This is a genomic window from Candidatus Pelagibacter sp. PS_44 (assembly GCF_059417735.1).
Genome location: NZ_CM182063.1, coordinates 1,112,234 through 1,127,880, shown reverse-complemented (window position 1 = coordinate 1,127,880; position 15,647 = coordinate 1,112,234). Strand labels below are relative to the sequence as shown.

General features: G+C 28.8%; 22 protein-coding genes. 14 read left to right on the top strand and 8 right to left on the bottom strand.

Features of this window, described 5'->3' with window-relative positions:
* Positions 1-4 precede the first annotated feature (4 nt).
* Both AC5SLO_RS06180 and tsaD read right to left on the bottom strand, forming a co-directional pair.
* Positions 5-418, bottom strand: a complete 414-nt coding sequence (locus tag AC5SLO_RS06180; RefSeq protein WP_494573090.1) for an EVE domain-containing protein — start codon at positions 416-418, stop codon at positions 5-7.
* Positions 418-1,491 (bottom strand): tRNA (adenosine(37)-N6)-threonylcarbamoyltransferase complex transferase subunit TsaD, encoded by a 1,074-nt coding sequence (gene tsaD / locus AC5SLO_RS06175; RefSeq protein ID WP_494573089.1) that lies wholly within the window; start codon positions 1,489-1,491, stop codon positions 418-420. Before tsaD ends, AC5SLO_RS06180 begins: the two co-directional genes overlap by 1 nt.
* Before the next feature lie 59 nt (positions 1,492-1,550).
* Between tsaD and hemC the strand changes: the two genes are divergently transcribed.
* Genes hemC through AC5SLO_RS06140 form a run of 7 tightly spaced genes read left to right on the top strand, consistent with a single transcriptional unit; the run spans position 1,551 to position 7,147 of the window.
* Entirely contained in the window at positions 1,551-2,474 is a 924-nt protein-coding gene (gene hemC, locus AC5SLO_RS06170; protein ID WP_494573088.1) for a hydroxymethylbilane synthase, read from the top strand.
* 1 nt (position 2,475) lies between these two features.
* Complete coding sequence (locus AC5SLO_RS06165; protein ID WP_494573087.1) at positions 2,476-3,174, top strand: uroporphyrinogen-III synthase; 699 nt, start codon at positions 2,476-2,478, stop codon at positions 3,172-3,174.
* A gap of 2 nt (positions 3,175-3,176) precedes the next feature.
* Positions 3,177-4,262: a mechanosensitive ion channel family protein gene (locus tag AC5SLO_RS06160; protein WP_271516419.1), complete on the top strand. Its 1,086-nt coding sequence runs from the start codon at positions 3,177-3,179 to the stop codon at positions 4,260-4,262.
* Positions 4,259-4,549, top strand: a complete 291-nt coding sequence (locus tag AC5SLO_RS06155) for a YggT family protein (RefSeq protein ID WP_271516422.1) — start codon at positions 4,259-4,261, stop codon at positions 4,547-4,549. The genes AC5SLO_RS06160 and AC5SLO_RS06155 overlap by 4 nt, the downstream gene beginning before the upstream one ends.
* Before the next feature lie 8 nt (positions 4,550-4,557).
* Positions 4,558-5,403, top strand: coding sequence for a bifunctional 5,10-methylenetetrahydrofolate dehydrogenase/5,10-methenyltetrahydrofolate cyclohydrolase (locus AC5SLO_RS06150; protein ID WP_494573086.1), 846 nt, complete (start codon positions 4,558-4,560; stop codon positions 5,401-5,403).
* The gene (locus AC5SLO_RS06145; protein WP_494573085.1) at positions 5,404-6,084 is read left to right on the top strand and encodes an FkbM family methyltransferase; all 681 of its coding nucleotides are present in this window, start codon (positions 5,404-5,406) and stop codon (positions 6,082-6,084) included.
* Positions 6,085-6,094: 10 nt separating this feature from the next.
* On the top strand, positions 6,095-7,147 hold the full coding sequence (locus tag AC5SLO_RS06140; RefSeq protein ID WP_494573084.1) for an MBL fold metallo-hydrolase: 1,053 nt from the start codon (positions 6,095-6,097) through the stop codon (positions 7,145-7,147).
* 2 nt (positions 7,148-7,149) lie between these two features.
* Here AC5SLO_RS06140 and AC5SLO_RS06135 read toward each other — a convergent pair whose 3' ends face one another.
* Together AC5SLO_RS06135 and AC5SLO_RS06130 are read right to left on the bottom strand one after the other, a co-directional pair.
* Positions 7,150-8,241: a PQQ-dependent sugar dehydrogenase gene (locus AC5SLO_RS06135; protein WP_494573083.1), complete on the bottom strand. Its 1,092-nt coding sequence runs from the start codon at positions 8,239-8,241 to the stop codon at positions 7,150-7,152.
* A complete protein-coding gene (locus AC5SLO_RS06130; protein ID WP_494573082.1) occupies positions 8,216-8,926 on the bottom strand; it encodes an SDR family NAD(P)-dependent oxidoreductase in 711 nt (236 codons plus the stop codon). The genes AC5SLO_RS06135 and AC5SLO_RS06130 overlap by 26 nt, the downstream gene beginning before the upstream one ends.
* 27 nt (positions 8,927-8,953) lie before the next feature.
* Here AC5SLO_RS06130 and AC5SLO_RS06125 point away from each other — a divergent pair, with 27 nt between their 5' ends.
* From AC5SLO_RS06125 to AC5SLO_RS06095, 7 genes are read left to right on the top strand one after another with little or no spacing between them, the layout of a single operon-like run.
* Positions 8,954-10,444 (top strand): cryptochrome/photolyase family protein, encoded by a 1,491-nt coding sequence (locus tag AC5SLO_RS06125; RefSeq protein WP_494573081.1) that lies wholly within the window; start codon positions 8,954-8,956, stop codon positions 10,442-10,444.
* 2 nt (positions 10,445-10,446) lie between these two features.
* Entirely contained in the window at positions 10,447-10,827 is a 381-nt protein-coding gene (locus AC5SLO_RS06120) for a CidA/LrgA family protein (RefSeq protein ID WP_494573080.1), read from the top strand.
* Positions 10,811-11,536 carry an LrgB family protein gene (locus tag AC5SLO_RS06115; RefSeq protein WP_494573079.1) on the top strand — a complete coding sequence of 242 codons (726 nt, stop codon included), beginning with the start codon at positions 10,811-10,813 and terminating at the stop codon, positions 11,534-11,536. The genes AC5SLO_RS06120 and AC5SLO_RS06115 overlap by 17 nt, the downstream gene beginning before the upstream one ends.
* A 3-nt stretch (positions 11,537-11,539) precedes the next feature.
* Positions 11,540-11,662 carry a DUF2256 domain-containing protein gene (locus tag AC5SLO_RS06110; RefSeq protein WP_415323288.1) on the top strand — a complete coding sequence of 41 codons (123 nt, stop codon included), beginning with the start codon at positions 11,540-11,542 and terminating at the stop codon, positions 11,660-11,662.
* On the top strand, positions 11,659-12,072 hold the full coding sequence (locus tag AC5SLO_RS06105; RefSeq protein ID WP_494573078.1) for a YqaA family protein: 414 nt from the start codon (positions 11,659-11,661) through the stop codon (positions 12,070-12,072). The genes AC5SLO_RS06110 and AC5SLO_RS06105 overlap by 4 nt, the downstream gene beginning before the upstream one ends.
* Positions 12,073-12,113: 41 nt before the next feature.
* On the top strand, positions 12,114-12,722 hold the full coding sequence (locus AC5SLO_RS06100; protein ID WP_018413652.1) for a MarC family protein: 609 nt from the start codon (positions 12,114-12,116) through the stop codon (positions 12,720-12,722).
* A 42-nt stretch (positions 12,723-12,764) separates the two neighbouring features.
* Positions 12,765-12,986: a hypothetical protein gene (locus tag AC5SLO_RS06095; RefSeq protein ID WP_494573077.1), complete on the top strand. Its 222-nt coding sequence runs from the start codon at positions 12,765-12,767 to the stop codon at positions 12,984-12,986.
* Here the strand turns inward: AC5SLO_RS06095 and AC5SLO_RS06090 are convergent.
* From AC5SLO_RS06090 to AC5SLO_RS06075, 4 genes are read right to left on the bottom strand one after another with little or no spacing between them, the layout of a single operon-like run.
* Entirely contained in the window at positions 12,983-14,125 is a 1,143-nt protein-coding gene (locus AC5SLO_RS06090; protein ID WP_494573076.1) for an FAD-binding domain-containing protein, read from the bottom strand. The genes AC5SLO_RS06095 and AC5SLO_RS06090 overlap by 4 nt on opposite strands.
* A gap of 6 nt (positions 14,126-14,131) precedes the next feature.
* Positions 14,132-14,512: a phosphate-starvation-inducible PsiE family protein gene (locus AC5SLO_RS06085; protein WP_494573075.1), complete on the bottom strand. Its 381-nt coding sequence runs from the start codon at positions 14,510-14,512 to the stop codon at positions 14,132-14,134.
* Positions 14,512-14,970: a hypothetical protein gene (locus AC5SLO_RS06080; RefSeq protein ID WP_271516453.1), complete on the bottom strand. Its 459-nt coding sequence runs from the start codon at positions 14,968-14,970 to the stop codon at positions 14,512-14,514. Before AC5SLO_RS06080 ends, AC5SLO_RS06085 begins: the two co-directional genes overlap by 1 nt.
* A gap of 56 nt (positions 14,971-15,026) precedes the next feature.
* The gene (locus tag AC5SLO_RS06075; protein WP_494573074.1) at positions 15,027-15,644 is read right to left on the bottom strand and encodes a DsbA family oxidoreductase; all 618 of its coding nucleotides are present in this window, start codon (positions 15,642-15,644) and stop codon (positions 15,027-15,029) included.
* Between the last annotated feature and the right edge of the window lie 3 nt (positions 15,645-15,647).

Here is a 15,647-nt window from a genome sequence, read left to right as displayed (position 1 = left end):
TTTTTTAAATACTACCCATCTTATATAAAATTTTCCAGCTTTTAGAGTCAATTGGCATAACGGAAAGTCTGCTTTGTCTAATAAGCGATAAATGGCCAAGTTCTTTGTTTTTTTTAATATCTTCAAGAGTTACACTTTTCTCTAATTTTTCGTTAAACTTAACTTGGACAGCTACAAATCGACCTTTTTTATCCGTTTTATCTAAGAAGGCTTCTTTGATAACCTCAACAATACCAACGATTTCTTTGCCAATATTTGAATGATAAAAAAAACATAAATCTCCTTTTTTCATTCCCTTTAAATTTTTTGCTGCTTGATAATTTCTAACTCCATCCCAAGGAGCCCCTTTTGCACCAGCTTTTTTTTGCTGATCAATTGACCAAACATCAGGTTCTGATTTCATTAACCAGTAATGCATTATAATCTCACTCCAGCACCTTTTAAAAAAATAGCATCTGCATCTAATGGCCATCTAGGTTTTGCAGGACTGTCCAAATCACTAAATTGTTTTAATTTAAATTTTTCTAATCCAACCATTGCAATCATTGCTGCATTATCACCACACAAGTCAATGGGTGGAAAAATTGCCTCAAAACCTTCTTCCACACAAAGGTTGGTTAGAATTTCTCTAATTTTTTTATTTGCTGCAACACCCCCTGCTACTACAAATTTATTTTTATTATCTGGGTTCATTTTTTTAAATTCTTCAAAAGCAATCATACTTTTTTTATATAGTATTTCTTCAATTGTTTTTTGAAAAGACGCTGCAAGATCATATTTTTCTTGGTCAGTTTTTATTTGTTTTGAAATTTTTAAAACAGCAGTTTTTAAGCCCGCAAATGATAAGTTACATCCTCCTTTATAAAAAATTGGTTTAGGTAACTCATATTTATTGGGATTACCTTTTTTGGCATACACTTCTATTTGGGGCCCACCTGGAAATTCTATACCTAATAATTTTGCTGTTTTATCAAAAGCTTCACCAACAGCATCATCAATAGTTGTTCCTAATCTTTTATAATCTCCTAATCCTTGCACGCTTAAAAATTGAGTATGGCCCCCAGAAATTAAAAGCAATAAGTATGGATAGTTTAATTCAGAATTTAATTTTGGACTTAATGCATGTCCTTCTAAATGATTAACGGCTATAAACGGTTTATTGAGTGATGAAGCTACAGCTTTGCCAAAACTTAAACCCACTGATAGGCAAACTATAAGACCAGGCCCTGCCGTTGCTGCTATTGCATCTAGGTGTTCCATTTTTAGTCCACTTTCATCTAGAGCTTTTTTTGTAATTAAGTCTATCTTTTCTATATGAGATCTTGCAGCAAGTTCAGGCACAACACCGCCAAATTCTTTATGAACATCTACCTGGCTTGAGACAATACTTGATAAAATTGTTGGCATACCTTGCTCATTTTCTGTTACAATAGAAGCAGCAGTTTCATCACAGCTCGATTCAATTCCTAAAATTATAGGTTTTTTAATCATTAAATTAGTTTTTATTAATAATACATTCTCAATATAAGTATGAAGTATAAAGCAAATAAATGAAAAATAGAAAAATTATTATAGGTTCAAGAGGAAGCAAATTAGCACTGATCTATGCTGAAAAAGCTAGAGAAAATATTCTTAAACATGCAAAAGATTTTGGAATTGAGGATGTGGATATTAAAGAAATTGTAACCAAAGGTGATCAAGTTCAAGATAAACGATTGTCAGAAGTAGGTGGTAAGGGTTTATTTTCAAAATCAATAGAAATAGAATTATTGAATAATAAAATTGATATAGCTGTACATGCTTTAAAAGACATGCCTTCAGAAGAAACTGAGGGGCTGTTAACTAATTGTTTTTTAAAAAGAAATGATCCACGTGAGATTTTGATTAGTAAAAATAATAAAAATTTAAAAGATCTAAAATTAAACTCTGTTATTGGAACTTCATCATTTAGAAGAGAATTCCAAATTAAAAAAATAAGAAGTGATTTTCAATGTAAATTAATTAGAGGAAACATAGACACTAGATTAAGAAAGCTCGATGAAAATTTATATGATGCAATTATCTTATCCTATGCTGGAATTGACTCACTAGGTTTAAATAAAAGCATAACTCAAACTTTTTCAACTTCAGAAATTATTCCTTGTGCAGGACAAGGAGTTATAGCTTTACAATGTCGAGACAACGATAATGAATTGATTAGATTATTAGAATTAGTAAATCATAAAAAAACATACGATTGTATAAAAGCAGAAAGAAGTGTTTTAAAGATTTTAGAAGGTGATTGTGAAACAGCCGTAGGTGCTTTTGCAAGCATTGAAGAAGGAAAAATCACTTTAGAAGTAGAGCTTTTTTCCTTAGATGGAAAAAATAGATTTTATTTAAAATCCTCTAAAGGAATAGAGGAGGCTGAGGAATTAGGTATAGAGATAGGTAGTGCTCTTAAAAAACAGTCAAACAATTCTTATAAAAAATAATATGCATATTTTATTTACAAGACCATTGGAAGATTGTCATGAAATGATGATAAGATTTAAATCATTAGGAAATGAAATATCTCATTTACCATTAATTAGTATTCAAGGTATTAATTACAAATCTGTTGATTATTCAGAATTTAAGGGAATTATTTTTACAAGCTCTAACGCTATCAAATTTTTGGACATAAAAAATATTAATAAAAAGTTAAAATGTTTTTGTGTAGGAAGTGCCACTGAAAAAAAAGCAAGAAATGCTGGTTTTCAAAATGTATTTGCTGCAGAAGGAAATGTAAATAATCTCAAAGAATTGATTTTGCAAAATTTTAATCCCACTGAAGGAAAATTGATTTATATTAGTGGAGAGGTTGTCTCTAGTAATTTAGATCAAGAATTAATTTTAGACGGCTATAGTGTAGATAGAATAGTTAACTATAGAGCTAATGAGATAAAGAAATATGACGAAAATTTTATCGAAAAATTAAAGCTAAATATGCCAGACATTACCTACATATACTCAAAAAATAGTGCGATTAATTTTTTAAAGGTAATTAAAAATTATCAGCTAGAAACGTTGTGGATGAATACTAATTTGATGTGTGTGGGTGAGAAAACCTCTGCGGTGCTTAATGAAATAAAATGGAAAAAAATTTTTCTTTTTAACCCTGGAGAAGAAGAATTTTTGCTATATAAAATTTGATTATGGACATATTTAATAATTTCAGTGAATTATTTTTTTCAGTTTGGTCAAGGGGAATTTATGGAATTGATATTTTTCAAATTTTAATTGGAATTGGAATTTTTTTTATATTTTTAGTTTTTAGAGGTTTAATTAGTAAACTTATTATAAAAAAATTAGAAATAATTTCTAAAAGAACTACAAATAAACTAGATGATACATTTGTTCATGCAATGGTGGGGCCTGCAAGATTTTTACCAATCGTTTTAGGTTTTTTTATTGCAAGTTATTACATGTCTTTTGGAGAAGAGGGCAAGTTAGCCATAGATACAATAAATAGAACACTGATTACTATTTTTATTTTTTGGTTGATCCATCAGGTTGTTGAACCCATTTCTTATATTTTAAGTGGTTTAGACAAGATGCTAACTAAAGAGTTGATTGGTTGGATTATTAAATCGTTAAAAATCTTAATTTTTATATTAGGTTTAGCTGCTGTCCTTGAACTTTGGGGAATAAAAATTGGACCAATTATTGCTGGACTTGGTTTATTTGGTGTTGCGGTTGCTTTGGGTGCTCAAGATTTATTTAAAAATTTAATATCTGGGATTTTAGTTTTAGTTGAAAAAAGATTTAAGATTGGCGATTGGATTTTAGTTGAAGGAACAATCGAAGGTATTGTTGAAAAAATTGGCTTTAGATCTACTGTGATTAGAAAGTTTGATAAATCTTTAGCAATAATTCCAAATTTTCAATTTGCAGAAAATTCAGTAGTTAATATTAGTGAGACTACTAACTGGAGAATAAGATGGTCGATTACTCTTCAGTACGACACAACTGTTGAACAATTAAAAAAAATTAGAGAAGAAATTGAAAACTATATAAATAAAAGTGAAGACTTTAATCAAAGTGTAGGTGTTGCTGTTAGAATTGAAAAATTTTCAGATAGCTCAATAGATCTACTTGTTAGATGTTTTACAGCCAGTAATAGTTGGACTGACTCACTTTTAGTTAAAGAGAGATTAGCAATTGCAATAAAGGAAATAGTAGAAGGTAATAAAGCTTCTTTTGCTTTCCCAAGTCAGTCAATTTATATCGAGAAAAAATGATAGCAATTTTTTATTTGGTTCTTCAAATATTAAAACTCTATTCTTATGTGGTAATTGCAAATGTAGTTACAAGCTGGCTTGTTGCATTTAATGTTTTAAATACTCAAAATAGATTTGTTTATTCTATTTTAGAGGTGACTTATCGATTAACAAGTCCTGCGCTTAATAAAATTAGAAGTTTTTTACCCAATTTAGGCTCAATAGATATTTCACCAGTTATATTACTTTTATTGATTTGGTTTATAGAAATGTGTATGAAGTTGTACATTGCGCCAATGATTTTTTGAGGAAATACATGATTTTAATTGATGGAAAAAAAATAGCAGCTGAACTTAGAGAAGAACTAAGAAAAGAAGTTGTAGAATTAAAAGCTAAACATAATAAAGTTCCAGGTCTTACAGTAATTTTAATTGGTGATATGGCTCCTAGTCAAATTTATGTTCGTAATAAAGAAAAATCAGCGAATGAAGTAGGGTTAAAATCAGAAGTAATTAGATACCCAGAGGCTGTTGAAGAAAAAACAGTATTAGATAAAATTAAAGAACTTAATAAAGATGAAAATATTTCAGGAATTTTAGTACAATTACCTTTACCAAAGCATATTGATAAGCAAAAAGTAATTGAAAGTATTTTACCAGGAAAAGATGTTGATGGGTTTCATCCAATGAATGTTGGAAATCTTTCTTCAGGCTATGAAAGTTCAGTTCCTTGCACTCCTTTAGGGTGTTATCTAATGATTAAAAAAATTGAACCAAACTTGAGTGGAAAAAAAGCAGTTATGATTGGCAGATCAAATCTAAATGGTAAGCCAATGGCACAGTTACTTTTAAAAGAAAATTGTACAGTAACAATTACTCATTCAAAAACTAAAGATTTAAAAGCAGAATGCTTGGAGGCAGATATTATTGTTGCGGCAGTCGGCATTCCTGAACTTGTAAAAGCGGACTGGGTTAAAAAAGATGCAATTGTAATAGATGTTGGGATCAATAAAACTGAAAATGGTATTGTTGGTGATGTTGCATTTGAAGAAGTCTCAAAAGTTGCAAAAGCTTTAACACCTGTTCCAGGTGGAGTAGGACCAATGACTATTGCCTGTTTATTAAAAAATACTATTGAGTGCTTTAAAAGATCCCAAAGATAAGTGTTAAAAAAGATTTTCAGAAAACTTCATATACTTCACAGTATTTACATTAAGCATAAATTTTTTATTAAAAAAAAATCTTATGCAATGAATAATGAAGATATTGTTATTTTAAACTACTTTAAAGACAGAAAAAATGGTTTTTATGTAGATGTTGGCTGCTATCACCCTATACATAGAAATAATACTCACCTATTACATATGCAGAATTGGAGTGGAGTTAACATAGATACAAGTAAATTTTCTATTGACCTTTTTAACTTTATGAGACCAAAAGATCTTAACTATAATTGTGCGATTTCAGATAAAAATGAAAATATAAAACTATTTTATCAAAAAGAACTTAGTCAGTTAAGCACAATAGAAAAGGGTCAGGCAGAAAGTGTGTTCCAAGGCGAGATTAAAGAAAAAGAAATAGAAGCTTTTACATTGGATGAAATACTGAGCAGAGATAAATATAAAGATTCTAAAATTGATCTTTTGGATATTGATGTAGAAGGGGCTGACCTAAAAGTTCTAAGGGGACTATCTTTTGATAAGTTTAAACCAGAATTAGTGTGTGTTGAAATTCATGCAAAAGAAATAGAAAAAAGTGATATCTATAATTTTTTAACTGATAAAAACTATGAATTATTATGGTCAGGAGTTTTTAGTCATATTTTTAAAAGATTATACAATTAAGAAAAGATAGATGAAAAAATTTTTAACTTTTATAATTATGATTTTTATTTATAACTCATCATCATTTGCTATGGATAAAAAACCTTACCATCATTTACCAGATGGAACTTTTAGAAACCCAGAAGGATCGCCCGTTAGAACTAGTAAAGCCAAGTTTTCTTACACACAATTTATTAAATTGAAAAAGAAAATAGACATGACCGTTCCTAAAGAACACGTTGTTGATAAAGAAAAAGTTTTATCTGATTTAGAAAAGTATAAAAATGAAGATTATATTGCTTGGATTGGTCATGCTACTTACTTAATTAAACTTGGAGACACAACGATTATAACAGATCCTGTATTCTCTAAAAATGCGGGACCTTTAATTTTTGGTCCAGATAGATTCACTGAGCCTGCCTTAAATTTAGACGAAATTCCAAAGACTGATTTATTATTATTAACACATAATCATTATGATCATCAAGATATGGGAACTATTAAGAAATACCCATTTAAAGATACAAAAGTTTTGGCACCACTAAATCTTGGAAAATACTTTACAAAAAATAAATTTAAAGATGTAAATGAAATGGATTGGTATGAAGAAATTAAAGTTAATGAGGATTTAAAAGTAACATTACTCCCAGCTGTTCATTGGTCTAAAAGAAGTCTAACGGATATGAATAAAACACTCTGGGGTAATTTTTTAATTGAATATAAGGGTAAAAAAATTTTATTTGCTTGTGATACTGGCTATGGAAATATTTACAAAGAATTAGGTGAAAAATATGGTCCAATTGATTTAACAATGATTAATATTGGAGCTTATGACTTTAAGCCGATGTTTGATAAATCAATTTATCACACAACGCCAGAAGAAGCCTTAAATGTAGCAAAAGATTTAAGAAGTAAAAAGGTTATGGGAACACACTGGGGAACTTTTGTTTTATCACTAGAACCTATTATGGAACCACCAGTAAGATTTAAAGCTAGTGCAGAAAAGTATGGTTTTAAAAAAGATGATGCTATTATCTTTAAAATTGGAGAGATAAATTCATTAAAAAATATATTATCTAATTAAGATTATTTTTTTTCCATTAACCATAAAGCATTTTCACTTAAGAAAAATATTTTACCATTAGACGGATGAACTTGAATATCTCTTATTCTTCCAACATTATTTTTAAATATAAGATCTTCTTTCACATTCGTTAGATCATTAAATATTAATTTTCTTAAAGATTTATCTTTTAAAGAAGTAACTAGTGCATGCCCATTCCACTCTTTAAACTCATTTCCTCTGTAAATTGTAATAGCACTAGTAGCAATGGAAGGTACCCAATATTGAATTGCTTTAGTAAAACCTGGTTTCCATTTAGGGCCAATAGGAATTCCAGAATAATTTTTTCCACCCCAGCCTAAAATTTTCCATCCATAATTTTCTCCTTTTTTAGCCTCTCCAAACCAATCACCACCTCTTGCTCCATGATTACTTAAATAAATTTTTCCATCATAATCAGAGAGTGTTAAACCTTGTGGATTACGAACACCTATTTGATAAATTTCAGGCAACCAATCTGGTTTACCAGTAAATTTTGGATTATCTTTAGGAATACGACCATCAGTATGAATTCTAATAATACTACCAGGATGTTTTGTGGGATCTTGAGCAATCATACCTTGGCCTCTTTCACCAGTTGATGCATAAATATAATCATCTTTAATCGCTAATCTTGAACCAAAATGATAACCAGAATCTATAGGAGGGTTTGCTTGAAAAATATTTTTAAAATTTAATTCTTGTTTGTTTAATTGTGCTTTTGCAATTGATGTACTTGTTTTCGAATCCCCTCTATTTTCTGAATAAGAAATCCACAGAGTATTATCTTGATGAATAATATCTAATAACCCACCTTGTCCGACTTCTAAAAAATTAAGATTATGTTTAATCTCTGTAACTTCTTTTGAAATAATATTAACAATTTTAATTTTTCCACTTTTTTCAGTAATAATGATTTCATCATTGTTAATAAAGGATGATCCCCAAGGTTCATCTAGCTCTATAATTTTAGTGAATGTATAATTATTAGAATAGCTTTTTGAAGTAAATAAAAGAAAAAATATTATTAATAAAAGATATTTTTTCACTTTAAGAAAGTTTTGATCTACCACCATCAACAGCTATTATCTGTCCAGTAATCCAAGAACTCTCTTCAGTAATTAAAAATTTAGCAAGCGCCGCAGAATCTTTTCCTTCACCCAATCTTTTCAGAGGATGTGCTTTAGCAATTCCTTCTGCAATTGTAGGATTTTTTAACATTGGTTCTGCGATTTTAGATTTCGATAAGCTAGGCGCAATACAATTTACTCTAATATTTGGAGCAAACTCAGCAGCCAGTGTAACAGTTAATCCCTCAACAGCAGCCTTAGCAGAAGCAATAATTGTGTGATTAGTAAAACCTCTTTGAGCAGCAACGGTTGAAAATAAAACGACTGAACCCTTGTTTTTTTTTAAACTTTCTTGAAATCCTTTTATAACTTCAATGGCTGAATAAAGGTTTAGTTTCATACATTTATTCATATCTGCTTCTGTAACCATCCTTAATGGTTTTAAATCAATAGATCCCACACAGTAAGCGATACCCTTAATTTCACTAATGTCTGATTTTACTTTTTCTATAAATCCTTCTTCTAAAACGTCAGCAACCGTATAAGTGCAGCCTAATTTTTCTGCGATTGCTTTAACTTCATTTTCATTTCTTGCTATTAGATGAATATCATTTCCTGAATTTTTCAATTGTTCAGCTAAGCTGGAACCCACAGAACCTGTCGCACCAAAAATAAGATATTTTTCTGACATATAATTTTTATTTAGTTATATTTAACTATGAAATTGTTTTTTATACTTGGCAATCAATTATTTCCATTAAAATACGTAGACCGCTTCAAAAAGGACCACTCTTTTTACATGGCAGAAGACTATGAACTATGTACTTATGAAAAGCATCATAAGCAAAAGATACTGCTATTTCTCTCTTCTATGAGGTCTTATGCAGATAAGCTTAAAGCAAATAAATACAAAGTCGAATATTCTAAAATTGAGGACAAAGATTTTAAAGATACTTATTTTAAAAAATTAAAAATTATCATTAATCAAAAAAAAATTACTGAAATTTCAAGTTTTGAGGTTGAGGATAAATTTTTTGAAAAGAAAATTTCTCAATTTTTAAAAAAAGAAAAAATAAATTGGAAAATTATTCAAACCCCAATGTTTTTAAACTCAAGAGATGAGTTTAAAAATTATTTAGCAAAATCAAAAAAACCTTTTATGGCAACATTTTACAAAGAGGTTCGTAAAAAATCTGGAATATTAATGGGAGCAGATGGAAACCCTATTGGAGGCAAATGGAGTTTTGATGAAGATAACAGAAATAAATTACCAAAAGATGTGTTAATACCAAAACTTCCAAAAATTAACGAAACTAATCATACTAAAAAATTAAAACCAATTATTGAAAAATTATTTAAAGATCATCCTGGTAGCACAAATGATTTTTGGCTTGCAACTGAATATGCAGATGTTGTTAAGCTTTTAGATTTTTTTATTAAAGAGAAATCAAATTTATTTGGTGACTATGAAGATGCTGTTAATCAAAAAGATCATATTTTATTTCATAGCGCATTAAGTCCGTACATTAATTTAGGATTGATAACTCCTGAGATTATCATTCAAAAAATTTTAGAATTTCATAAAAAACATAAAATTAAAATGAACTCGCTTGAAGGTTATATTCGTCAGATAATAGGATGGAGAGAGTTTATGCGTGGAATTTATCAAGGTTACTCTAATGAAATGGAAACAAAAAATTTTTTCAAACATGAAAGAAAAATGAAAAAGTCTTGGTATGAAGGCACAACTGGTTTACCTCCATTGGATTATGCAATTAAAAATGCCGTTAATCATGGCTGGTCTCATCATATTGAAAGATTGATGATTTTATCAAATATAATGAACCTTTGTGAGGTTAAACCAACAATTGTTTATAAATGGTTTATGGAAATGTTTGTCGATTCATCTGACTGGGTGATGGTTCCCAATGTTTATGGAATGGGCCTATTTAGTGATGGAGGTATTTTTGCAACTAAACCATACATTTGCGGATCAAGTTATTTTATGAAAATGATGGATTTTAAAAAAGGGGAATGGTGTAATACGATGGATGGTCTTTATTGGAGGTTTATAGATAAAAATAGAAAATTTTTTTTAAAGAACCCTAGATTGTCTATGATGGTTTATGTTTTTGATAAAATGAAAGATGAAAGAAAGAAAATGATTTTATCTGAAGCTGACAAGTTTATTAAATTAAATACAAATTAAAAATGTTAAAAAGTTTATTTATTATCTTTTTTTATCAACTTCTAGGTGAAGCTATTCAAAAATTTTTTGCAATAAATATTCCAGGGCCTGTTATTGGTTTAATTTTATTATTATTATCGTTCATTTTATTTTCTAAAAATATTAAACAATCCAAGAGAATAATTAAAGAAATTTCTTTAACTAGTCATCAGATTATAAGCCACTTATCATTATTATTTGTTCCAATAGGTGTTGGGGTTGTGATGCATATAAATTATCTAGGAGATAACTTATTCAAAATTTTTAGTATTATAATTATTGGTACACTCACTACTTTAGTATTCACAGCATTTGTTATGGAAAAAATAATTAACCTAGAAAAGAAAAATGGCAAGAGAAGATAAACTATATAAAATTTGGGTATATTTGCAGGCAGAACCTCTTTTCTGGATCACCCTAACATTAGGAGCATATTTAGTAGGTGATTATTTATATAAAAAATCTAAGTTAAATCCATTGGTAAACCCTGTTGCAATAAGTATCTTAATTGTTTCCTCAGTTTTATTATTCTTAGATGTCTCCTATGATAGATATTTTGAGGGTGCAAAATTTATTCACTTCATGTTAGGTCCAGCAACAGTTGCTTTGGCTATACCAATTTATGAAAAAAGAAATTTGATTACAAAAGAAGTTAAACCAATTATTTTTTCAATTTGTCTTGGAATACCTTTTGCAATTTTAATTACTTTTTATTTGGGAAAATTTTTTGGATTAAGTAATGAGATGATTTTAACAATGATACCTAGAAATGTGACAGCTCCTATTGCAATGGGTATCTCAGAGCTTATTGGAGGAATACCGTCTTTAACTGCAATAATTACAATAATTACTGGTATAATTGGTGCTTCATTAGGAACTTTTTTATTAAATGTTTTCAAATTAAAAGACATGAGTGCTAGAGGTTTTGCGTTTGGTTTAGCAAGTCATGGTATTGGAACAGCAAGAGCAATGAGTAAAAATAAAACAGCGGGCGTATTTGCTGCTCTAGCGATGGGCCTAAGTGGCATTGCAACTTCACTTTTTGTTTTAATTATAATTAAGTTTCTTATTTAATTTGTGAAAAAAGAAAATTTACCTTCAAAAATTTGTCTTACTTGTAAAAGACCTTTTACATGGCGTAAGAAATGGAAGTTAAATTGGGATAAAGTAAAGTATTGTTCTAAGAAGTGCTCTAAGTGATTTACTTATCCTTATTTACTATATCTTTTTTAGCTGCAACCATTTTACCATTTTCATCTGAGCTCACATTGGCAGGATTAATTGCAACATCAAATTTTGATAATTTATTATTGTTAATTGTTGCTAGCTTTGGGAATATTTTGGGATCAGTTGTTAACTGGGTCTTGGGATTTTATTCAAGAAATCTTACTACAAAAAAGTGGTTTCCGTTTAAAGACAAACAAATAGAAAACTCTTCAAAATGGTTTAGTAAATTTGGTAAATGGTCATTATTATTTGCTTGGGTTCCAATAATAGGTGATCCACTGACTTTAGTTGCAGGTTTATTAAGAGTTAGATTTTTAGATTTTATTATTTTAGTGGCAATTGGAAAAGTAAGTAGGTACGTCTTAATTTACTATTTGTTTTAATATTTGCTGAATTTATCCAGGTAACTATGCTAGAAAAGTGAATGCTTGAAATATTTATTCAAACTTTCTTTTTATATTTTATTGTTATTGATCCACTAGGAAATACACCATTATTCTTAGCAGTAACTCAAAATATGAGTAGCCAACAAAGAGTTAAAACTGCATTGAGTGCAACAATAATTGCATCAATCATATTGCTATTCTTTGCATTTCTTGGAAGCACTTTATTAAGTTATTTGAATATATCTTTTCCAGCATTTACAATTGGTGGAGGCATCATTTTATTAATAATTTCGATGGAAATGTTGTTTGATAAAAGACAACAACGAAAAGAAGATGACATTGATTTCAATTCTGAAAATGTAAGTGTGTTTCCTTTAGCAACACCGATTATAGCAGGACCGGCTGCAATTACATCTGTTATTGTTTCTGTTTCAGATATGGGAAGTAATTTTACAAACCAATCTGTTGGAATGATTGCTTTAGCTTCAGTTTTGCTTTTAACTTTTATATTTTTTTTTACTGCTTCAAAATTTTCTCAGATAATAAACAAAAAAGTTATTAGTGTAATTTCAAGAGTAATAGCAATTATTCTAGTTGGATTAAGTGTTCAGTATATTTTAGATGGAATAAAAACCTTTCTAGCTTAAAATATTGTTCAGTAGACTATTTAAAATACTATAAATATAGAAATGAATAATAAATTTTTTGAATGGACAGGGGTTTTTACAGCAATTCTTTATTCTATGTTTGTAGCCTTAAACATTGGAATAGAGTTTTTAGGATTTTGTTTGTTACTGTTGTCTGCCATTTTAATTGGTATCTGGGCATATAGAGGAGGTCACAAGGGAATACTTGTGTTGCAATTTTTTTATGCAACAGCAGGTATAATTGGAATGATACGTTGGTTTTAATTAAAATTAGCAATAATTTTTGGAATATAATTTTTAAAATTAAAAAAACCCTTATTACAATATTGCCAAGAAAACTGATCCAACTTTCTATATAAAAATTTTATACTTTTTAATTGATTATTTTGAATAAAATTTAAATTTTCACCAACGGTTGGATAAAGCGCATAAACTTCTTCGGTAATATTTTTTAAATCATTAATGTTAATAGTTTCACAATTTATTGATTTTTGTTTCAATCTTATTTTATGATCCTCTAAAAGATTTGCTTTAAATTTCAACACCTTTTCACTTAATTTGATAGTTCTATCTGTATTATTTGAGACTAACAAAATTTTTTTAAACTTATGTTCTTTAAAATCAGACAATTCAAATGTCATATTATTTTCAAATATTAATAAAGTTTTATCTTCCAAAATCTCAGAATTTTTAAAGCTTTTGTTAATAACAGAATATATCTTATCATTGGATATAGGTTTGGCATTTTCATTTAGTTTTATGTTTTTAAATCTATTATTTGTAAATTTATTTATATTCCATTCACTTACGAGGTAATGCTTGCCTTGAGTTTGAATGCCAGCAACCCATCTCCAACCAAGGGTATTTGATGCAGCATCCCCATCATATAGATGTTGCATAAAAAACTCAGCCCCCAACTGCCATGGTAATTCTAGTGTAAAAATCCAAATGCTAGCAAACCACATTCTTGTGTGGTTATGAAGATAATTGCTTTCTTTAAGTTCAATTACCCATTGATTAAAACAATCTACATTTGTTTTTCCTTCAATTGCATCCAAATAACTTTGATTGTTTTTAAATTCTTTTTTAATTTTATCTAATTCTATTAAGTAATCTGACCAAACATCAGGTCTTAATTCTAGCCAACCTTTCCAATAAACACGCCAAAGAACTTCCTGAATAAATTTTTCATTTTTCGCAAATGAAAACTTTTTAAGAGATTTATCAATTACTTCTAATTCATTTATTATTCCGTGTGTTATATAGGGGGATAAACAAGAAATATTAGATCTATTACTAGGTCCAAAATCAAAATTTCTTAGTTTTGAATAATCTGTAAGATTTTGTTCAATAAAATTATTTAATTGATCAACGGCTTTAGCCCTTGAAGCTTCAAAAATCATTTTAAACTATTTAGATTTTCTTTTTTTAAGGCCCAATTTATCACTATGTCTTAATCTAAGAATAACTATTGCAGATGCAATCAGAACTATAGCTATAGCTTCATAAACTAATGCTGATGGATCCATCTCTTTTCCTTGTAATATAATAAATCGAGCTAGGGCAGTTATCGCAATTAAAAGAGGTAAAGTTATGCTTATTGATTGCTGGTTCCAAAAAACACGAACCATTGCTAAGACTTCTAAATAAAGAAACATCAAAAGTAAATCTGCTAGCATTACAGATTGATTTAGAAACATATTTTTAATTTCCATACCAACAGCAATTACAGTGCTTACTAAAATAATGCACATTAATATTAGTTGTAAATTTTTTGCTATTTTATCCATTACTTATCTTTACTAAATGGTAGCCACTTTTCAAACACTGATTTTGATGGACCATCATATGGAATTGAGTAAGAGCTAGGGTTTGGACTGGTTAAAACTTCTATTCCTTTAGAGAATACGAAGATGAATACAATAACAAAAACAATAACCATAATTTTAAATGGATCAAAGTTTTTAGTTTTGAATACACTGCTAGATTGTGCTTCTGCTTTATGAAAATGCTTGAATGTCATATAGACTGCAAATATCAATCCAATATGAGCAACATATAAACCGGCCCAACCAAATGCAAAAGTTGTATAAGAAAATATATATAAACTAAAAACAGTTGTCCAAACGAAGCTAAGAACTAATAAAATTTGTAATCTAACAGACCTTGGTAAAGACCTTAGATCATTTTTACTATCATCAAATAAAATGTTAGCAGCATCTTTCATCCAATTTTTTAATGATTCCATGAAGATAGATTAGATTTTTATTAGATAAAAACAAAGGTTAAATTGTCCTTTAATTTTTAGCTTAAATTGGACTTTATTACACTTTCTAAATTTGTGGAGCTTTGGGCGCCTGAAATAAAATCTTTTCCTATTTCAAAGAAGGGCACTCCATGAATTTCTTTCTCTCTAGCAACCGAAATATATGAATTAACTTCTTCAATATTTTTTAAGTTAAAAAAATCATTAATTGCTTCTCCATTAATATTAAATCCTTTTCCAATATTAATTAAGATTTCTTTATCTCCAATATCAAGACCTTCAATAAAGTATGATTGATATATTTTTTCTTTAATTTCGTTGTGTACATTAGATTGTTCAGCTAATTTGATTAATAAGTGAGAAAATACAGTATTGGGTGTTTTCTTTATCTTATCTAGATTAAAATTAAGATTTTCTTTATTGGCCTCTTCTGTCATTCGATCATACATTGGTTGAGCAAACTCTTTTCCCCCAAACTTTATTTCTAAGTACTTGTTTCTTTCAATTCCTTCTTTAGGCATGTCGGTATTTAGTTGAAATGGAACATGCTCTATCTCAAACTTAGTTTCAGGAAAGGCGTTTAAAGCTTTATTTAATCTTGTCTGACCAATAAAACACCACCCACAAATTGTGTCAGCAAATACTTTTATTTTCATTAA

Bases quoted from the DNA above. Each gene is read 5' to 3' on its own strand.
- AC5SLO_RS06135 (WP_494573083.1), bottom strand. From the start codon at position 8,241: ATGGTGGTAGATCAAAACTTTCTTAAAGTGAAAAAATATCTTTTATTA.
- AC5SLO_RS06120 (WP_494573080.1), top strand. From the start codon at position 10,447: ATGTTAAAAAGTTTATTTATTATCTTTTTTTATCAACTTCTAGGTGAA.
- hemC (WP_494573088.1), top strand. From the start codon at position 1,551: ATGAAAAATAGAAAAATTATTATAGGTTCAAGAGGAAGCAAATTAGCA.
- AC5SLO_RS06140 (WP_494573084.1), top strand. From the start codon at position 6,095: ATGAAAAAATTTTTAACTTTTATAATTATGATTTTTATTTATAACTCA.
- AC5SLO_RS06075 (WP_494573074.1), bottom strand. From the start codon at position 15,644: ATGAAAATAAAAGTATTTGCTGACACAATTTGTGGGTGGTGTTTTATT.
- AC5SLO_RS06150 (WP_494573086.1), top strand. From the start codon at position 4,558: ATGATTTTAATTGATGGAAAAAAAATAGCAGCTGAACTTAGAGAAGAA.
- AC5SLO_RS06130 (WP_494573082.1), bottom strand. From the start codon at position 8,926: ATGTCAGAAAAATATCTTATTTTTGGTGCGACAGGTTCTGTGGGTTCC.
- AC5SLO_RS06180 (WP_494573090.1), bottom strand. From the start codon at position 418: ATGCATTACTGGTTAATGAAATCAGAACCTGATGTTTGGTCAATTGAT.
- AC5SLO_RS06085 (WP_494573075.1), bottom strand. From the start codon at position 14,512: ATGGATAAAATAGCAAAAAATTTACAACTAATATTAATGTGCATTATT.
- AC5SLO_RS06125 (WP_494573081.1), top strand. From the start codon at position 8,954: ATGAAATTGTTTTTTATACTTGGCAATCAATTATTTCCATTAAAATAC.
- AC5SLO_RS06090 (WP_494573076.1), bottom strand. From the start codon at position 14,125: ATGATTTTTGAAGCTTCAAGGGCTAAAGCCGTTGATCAATTAAATAAT.
- AC5SLO_RS06115 (WP_494573079.1), top strand. From the start codon at position 10,811: ATGGCAAGAGAAGATAAACTATATAAAATTTGGGTATATTTGCAGGCA.
- AC5SLO_RS06080 (WP_271516453.1), bottom strand. From the start codon at position 14,970: ATGGAATCATTAAAAAATTGGATGAAAGATGCTGCTAACATTTTATTT.
- AC5SLO_RS06165 (WP_494573087.1), top strand. From the start codon at position 2,476: ATGCATATTTTATTTACAAGACCATTGGAAGATTGTCATGAAATGATG.
- AC5SLO_RS06160 (WP_271516419.1), top strand. From the start codon at position 3,177: ATGGACATATTTAATAATTTCAGTGAATTATTTTTTTCAGTTTGGTCA.
- AC5SLO_RS06155 (WP_271516422.1), top strand. From the start codon at position 4,259: ATGATAGCAATTTTTTATTTGGTTCTTCAAATATTAAAACTCTATTCT.
- tsaD (WP_494573089.1), bottom strand. From the start codon at position 1,491: ATGATTAAAAAACCTATAATTTTAGGAATTGAATCGAGCTGTGATGAA.
- AC5SLO_RS06095 (WP_494573077.1), top strand. From the start codon at position 12,765: ATGAATAATAAATTTTTTGAATGGACAGGGGTTTTTACAGCAATTCTT.
- AC5SLO_RS06100 (WP_018413652.1), top strand. From the start codon at position 12,114: ATGCTTGAAATATTTATTCAAACTTTCTTTTTATATTTTATTGTTATT.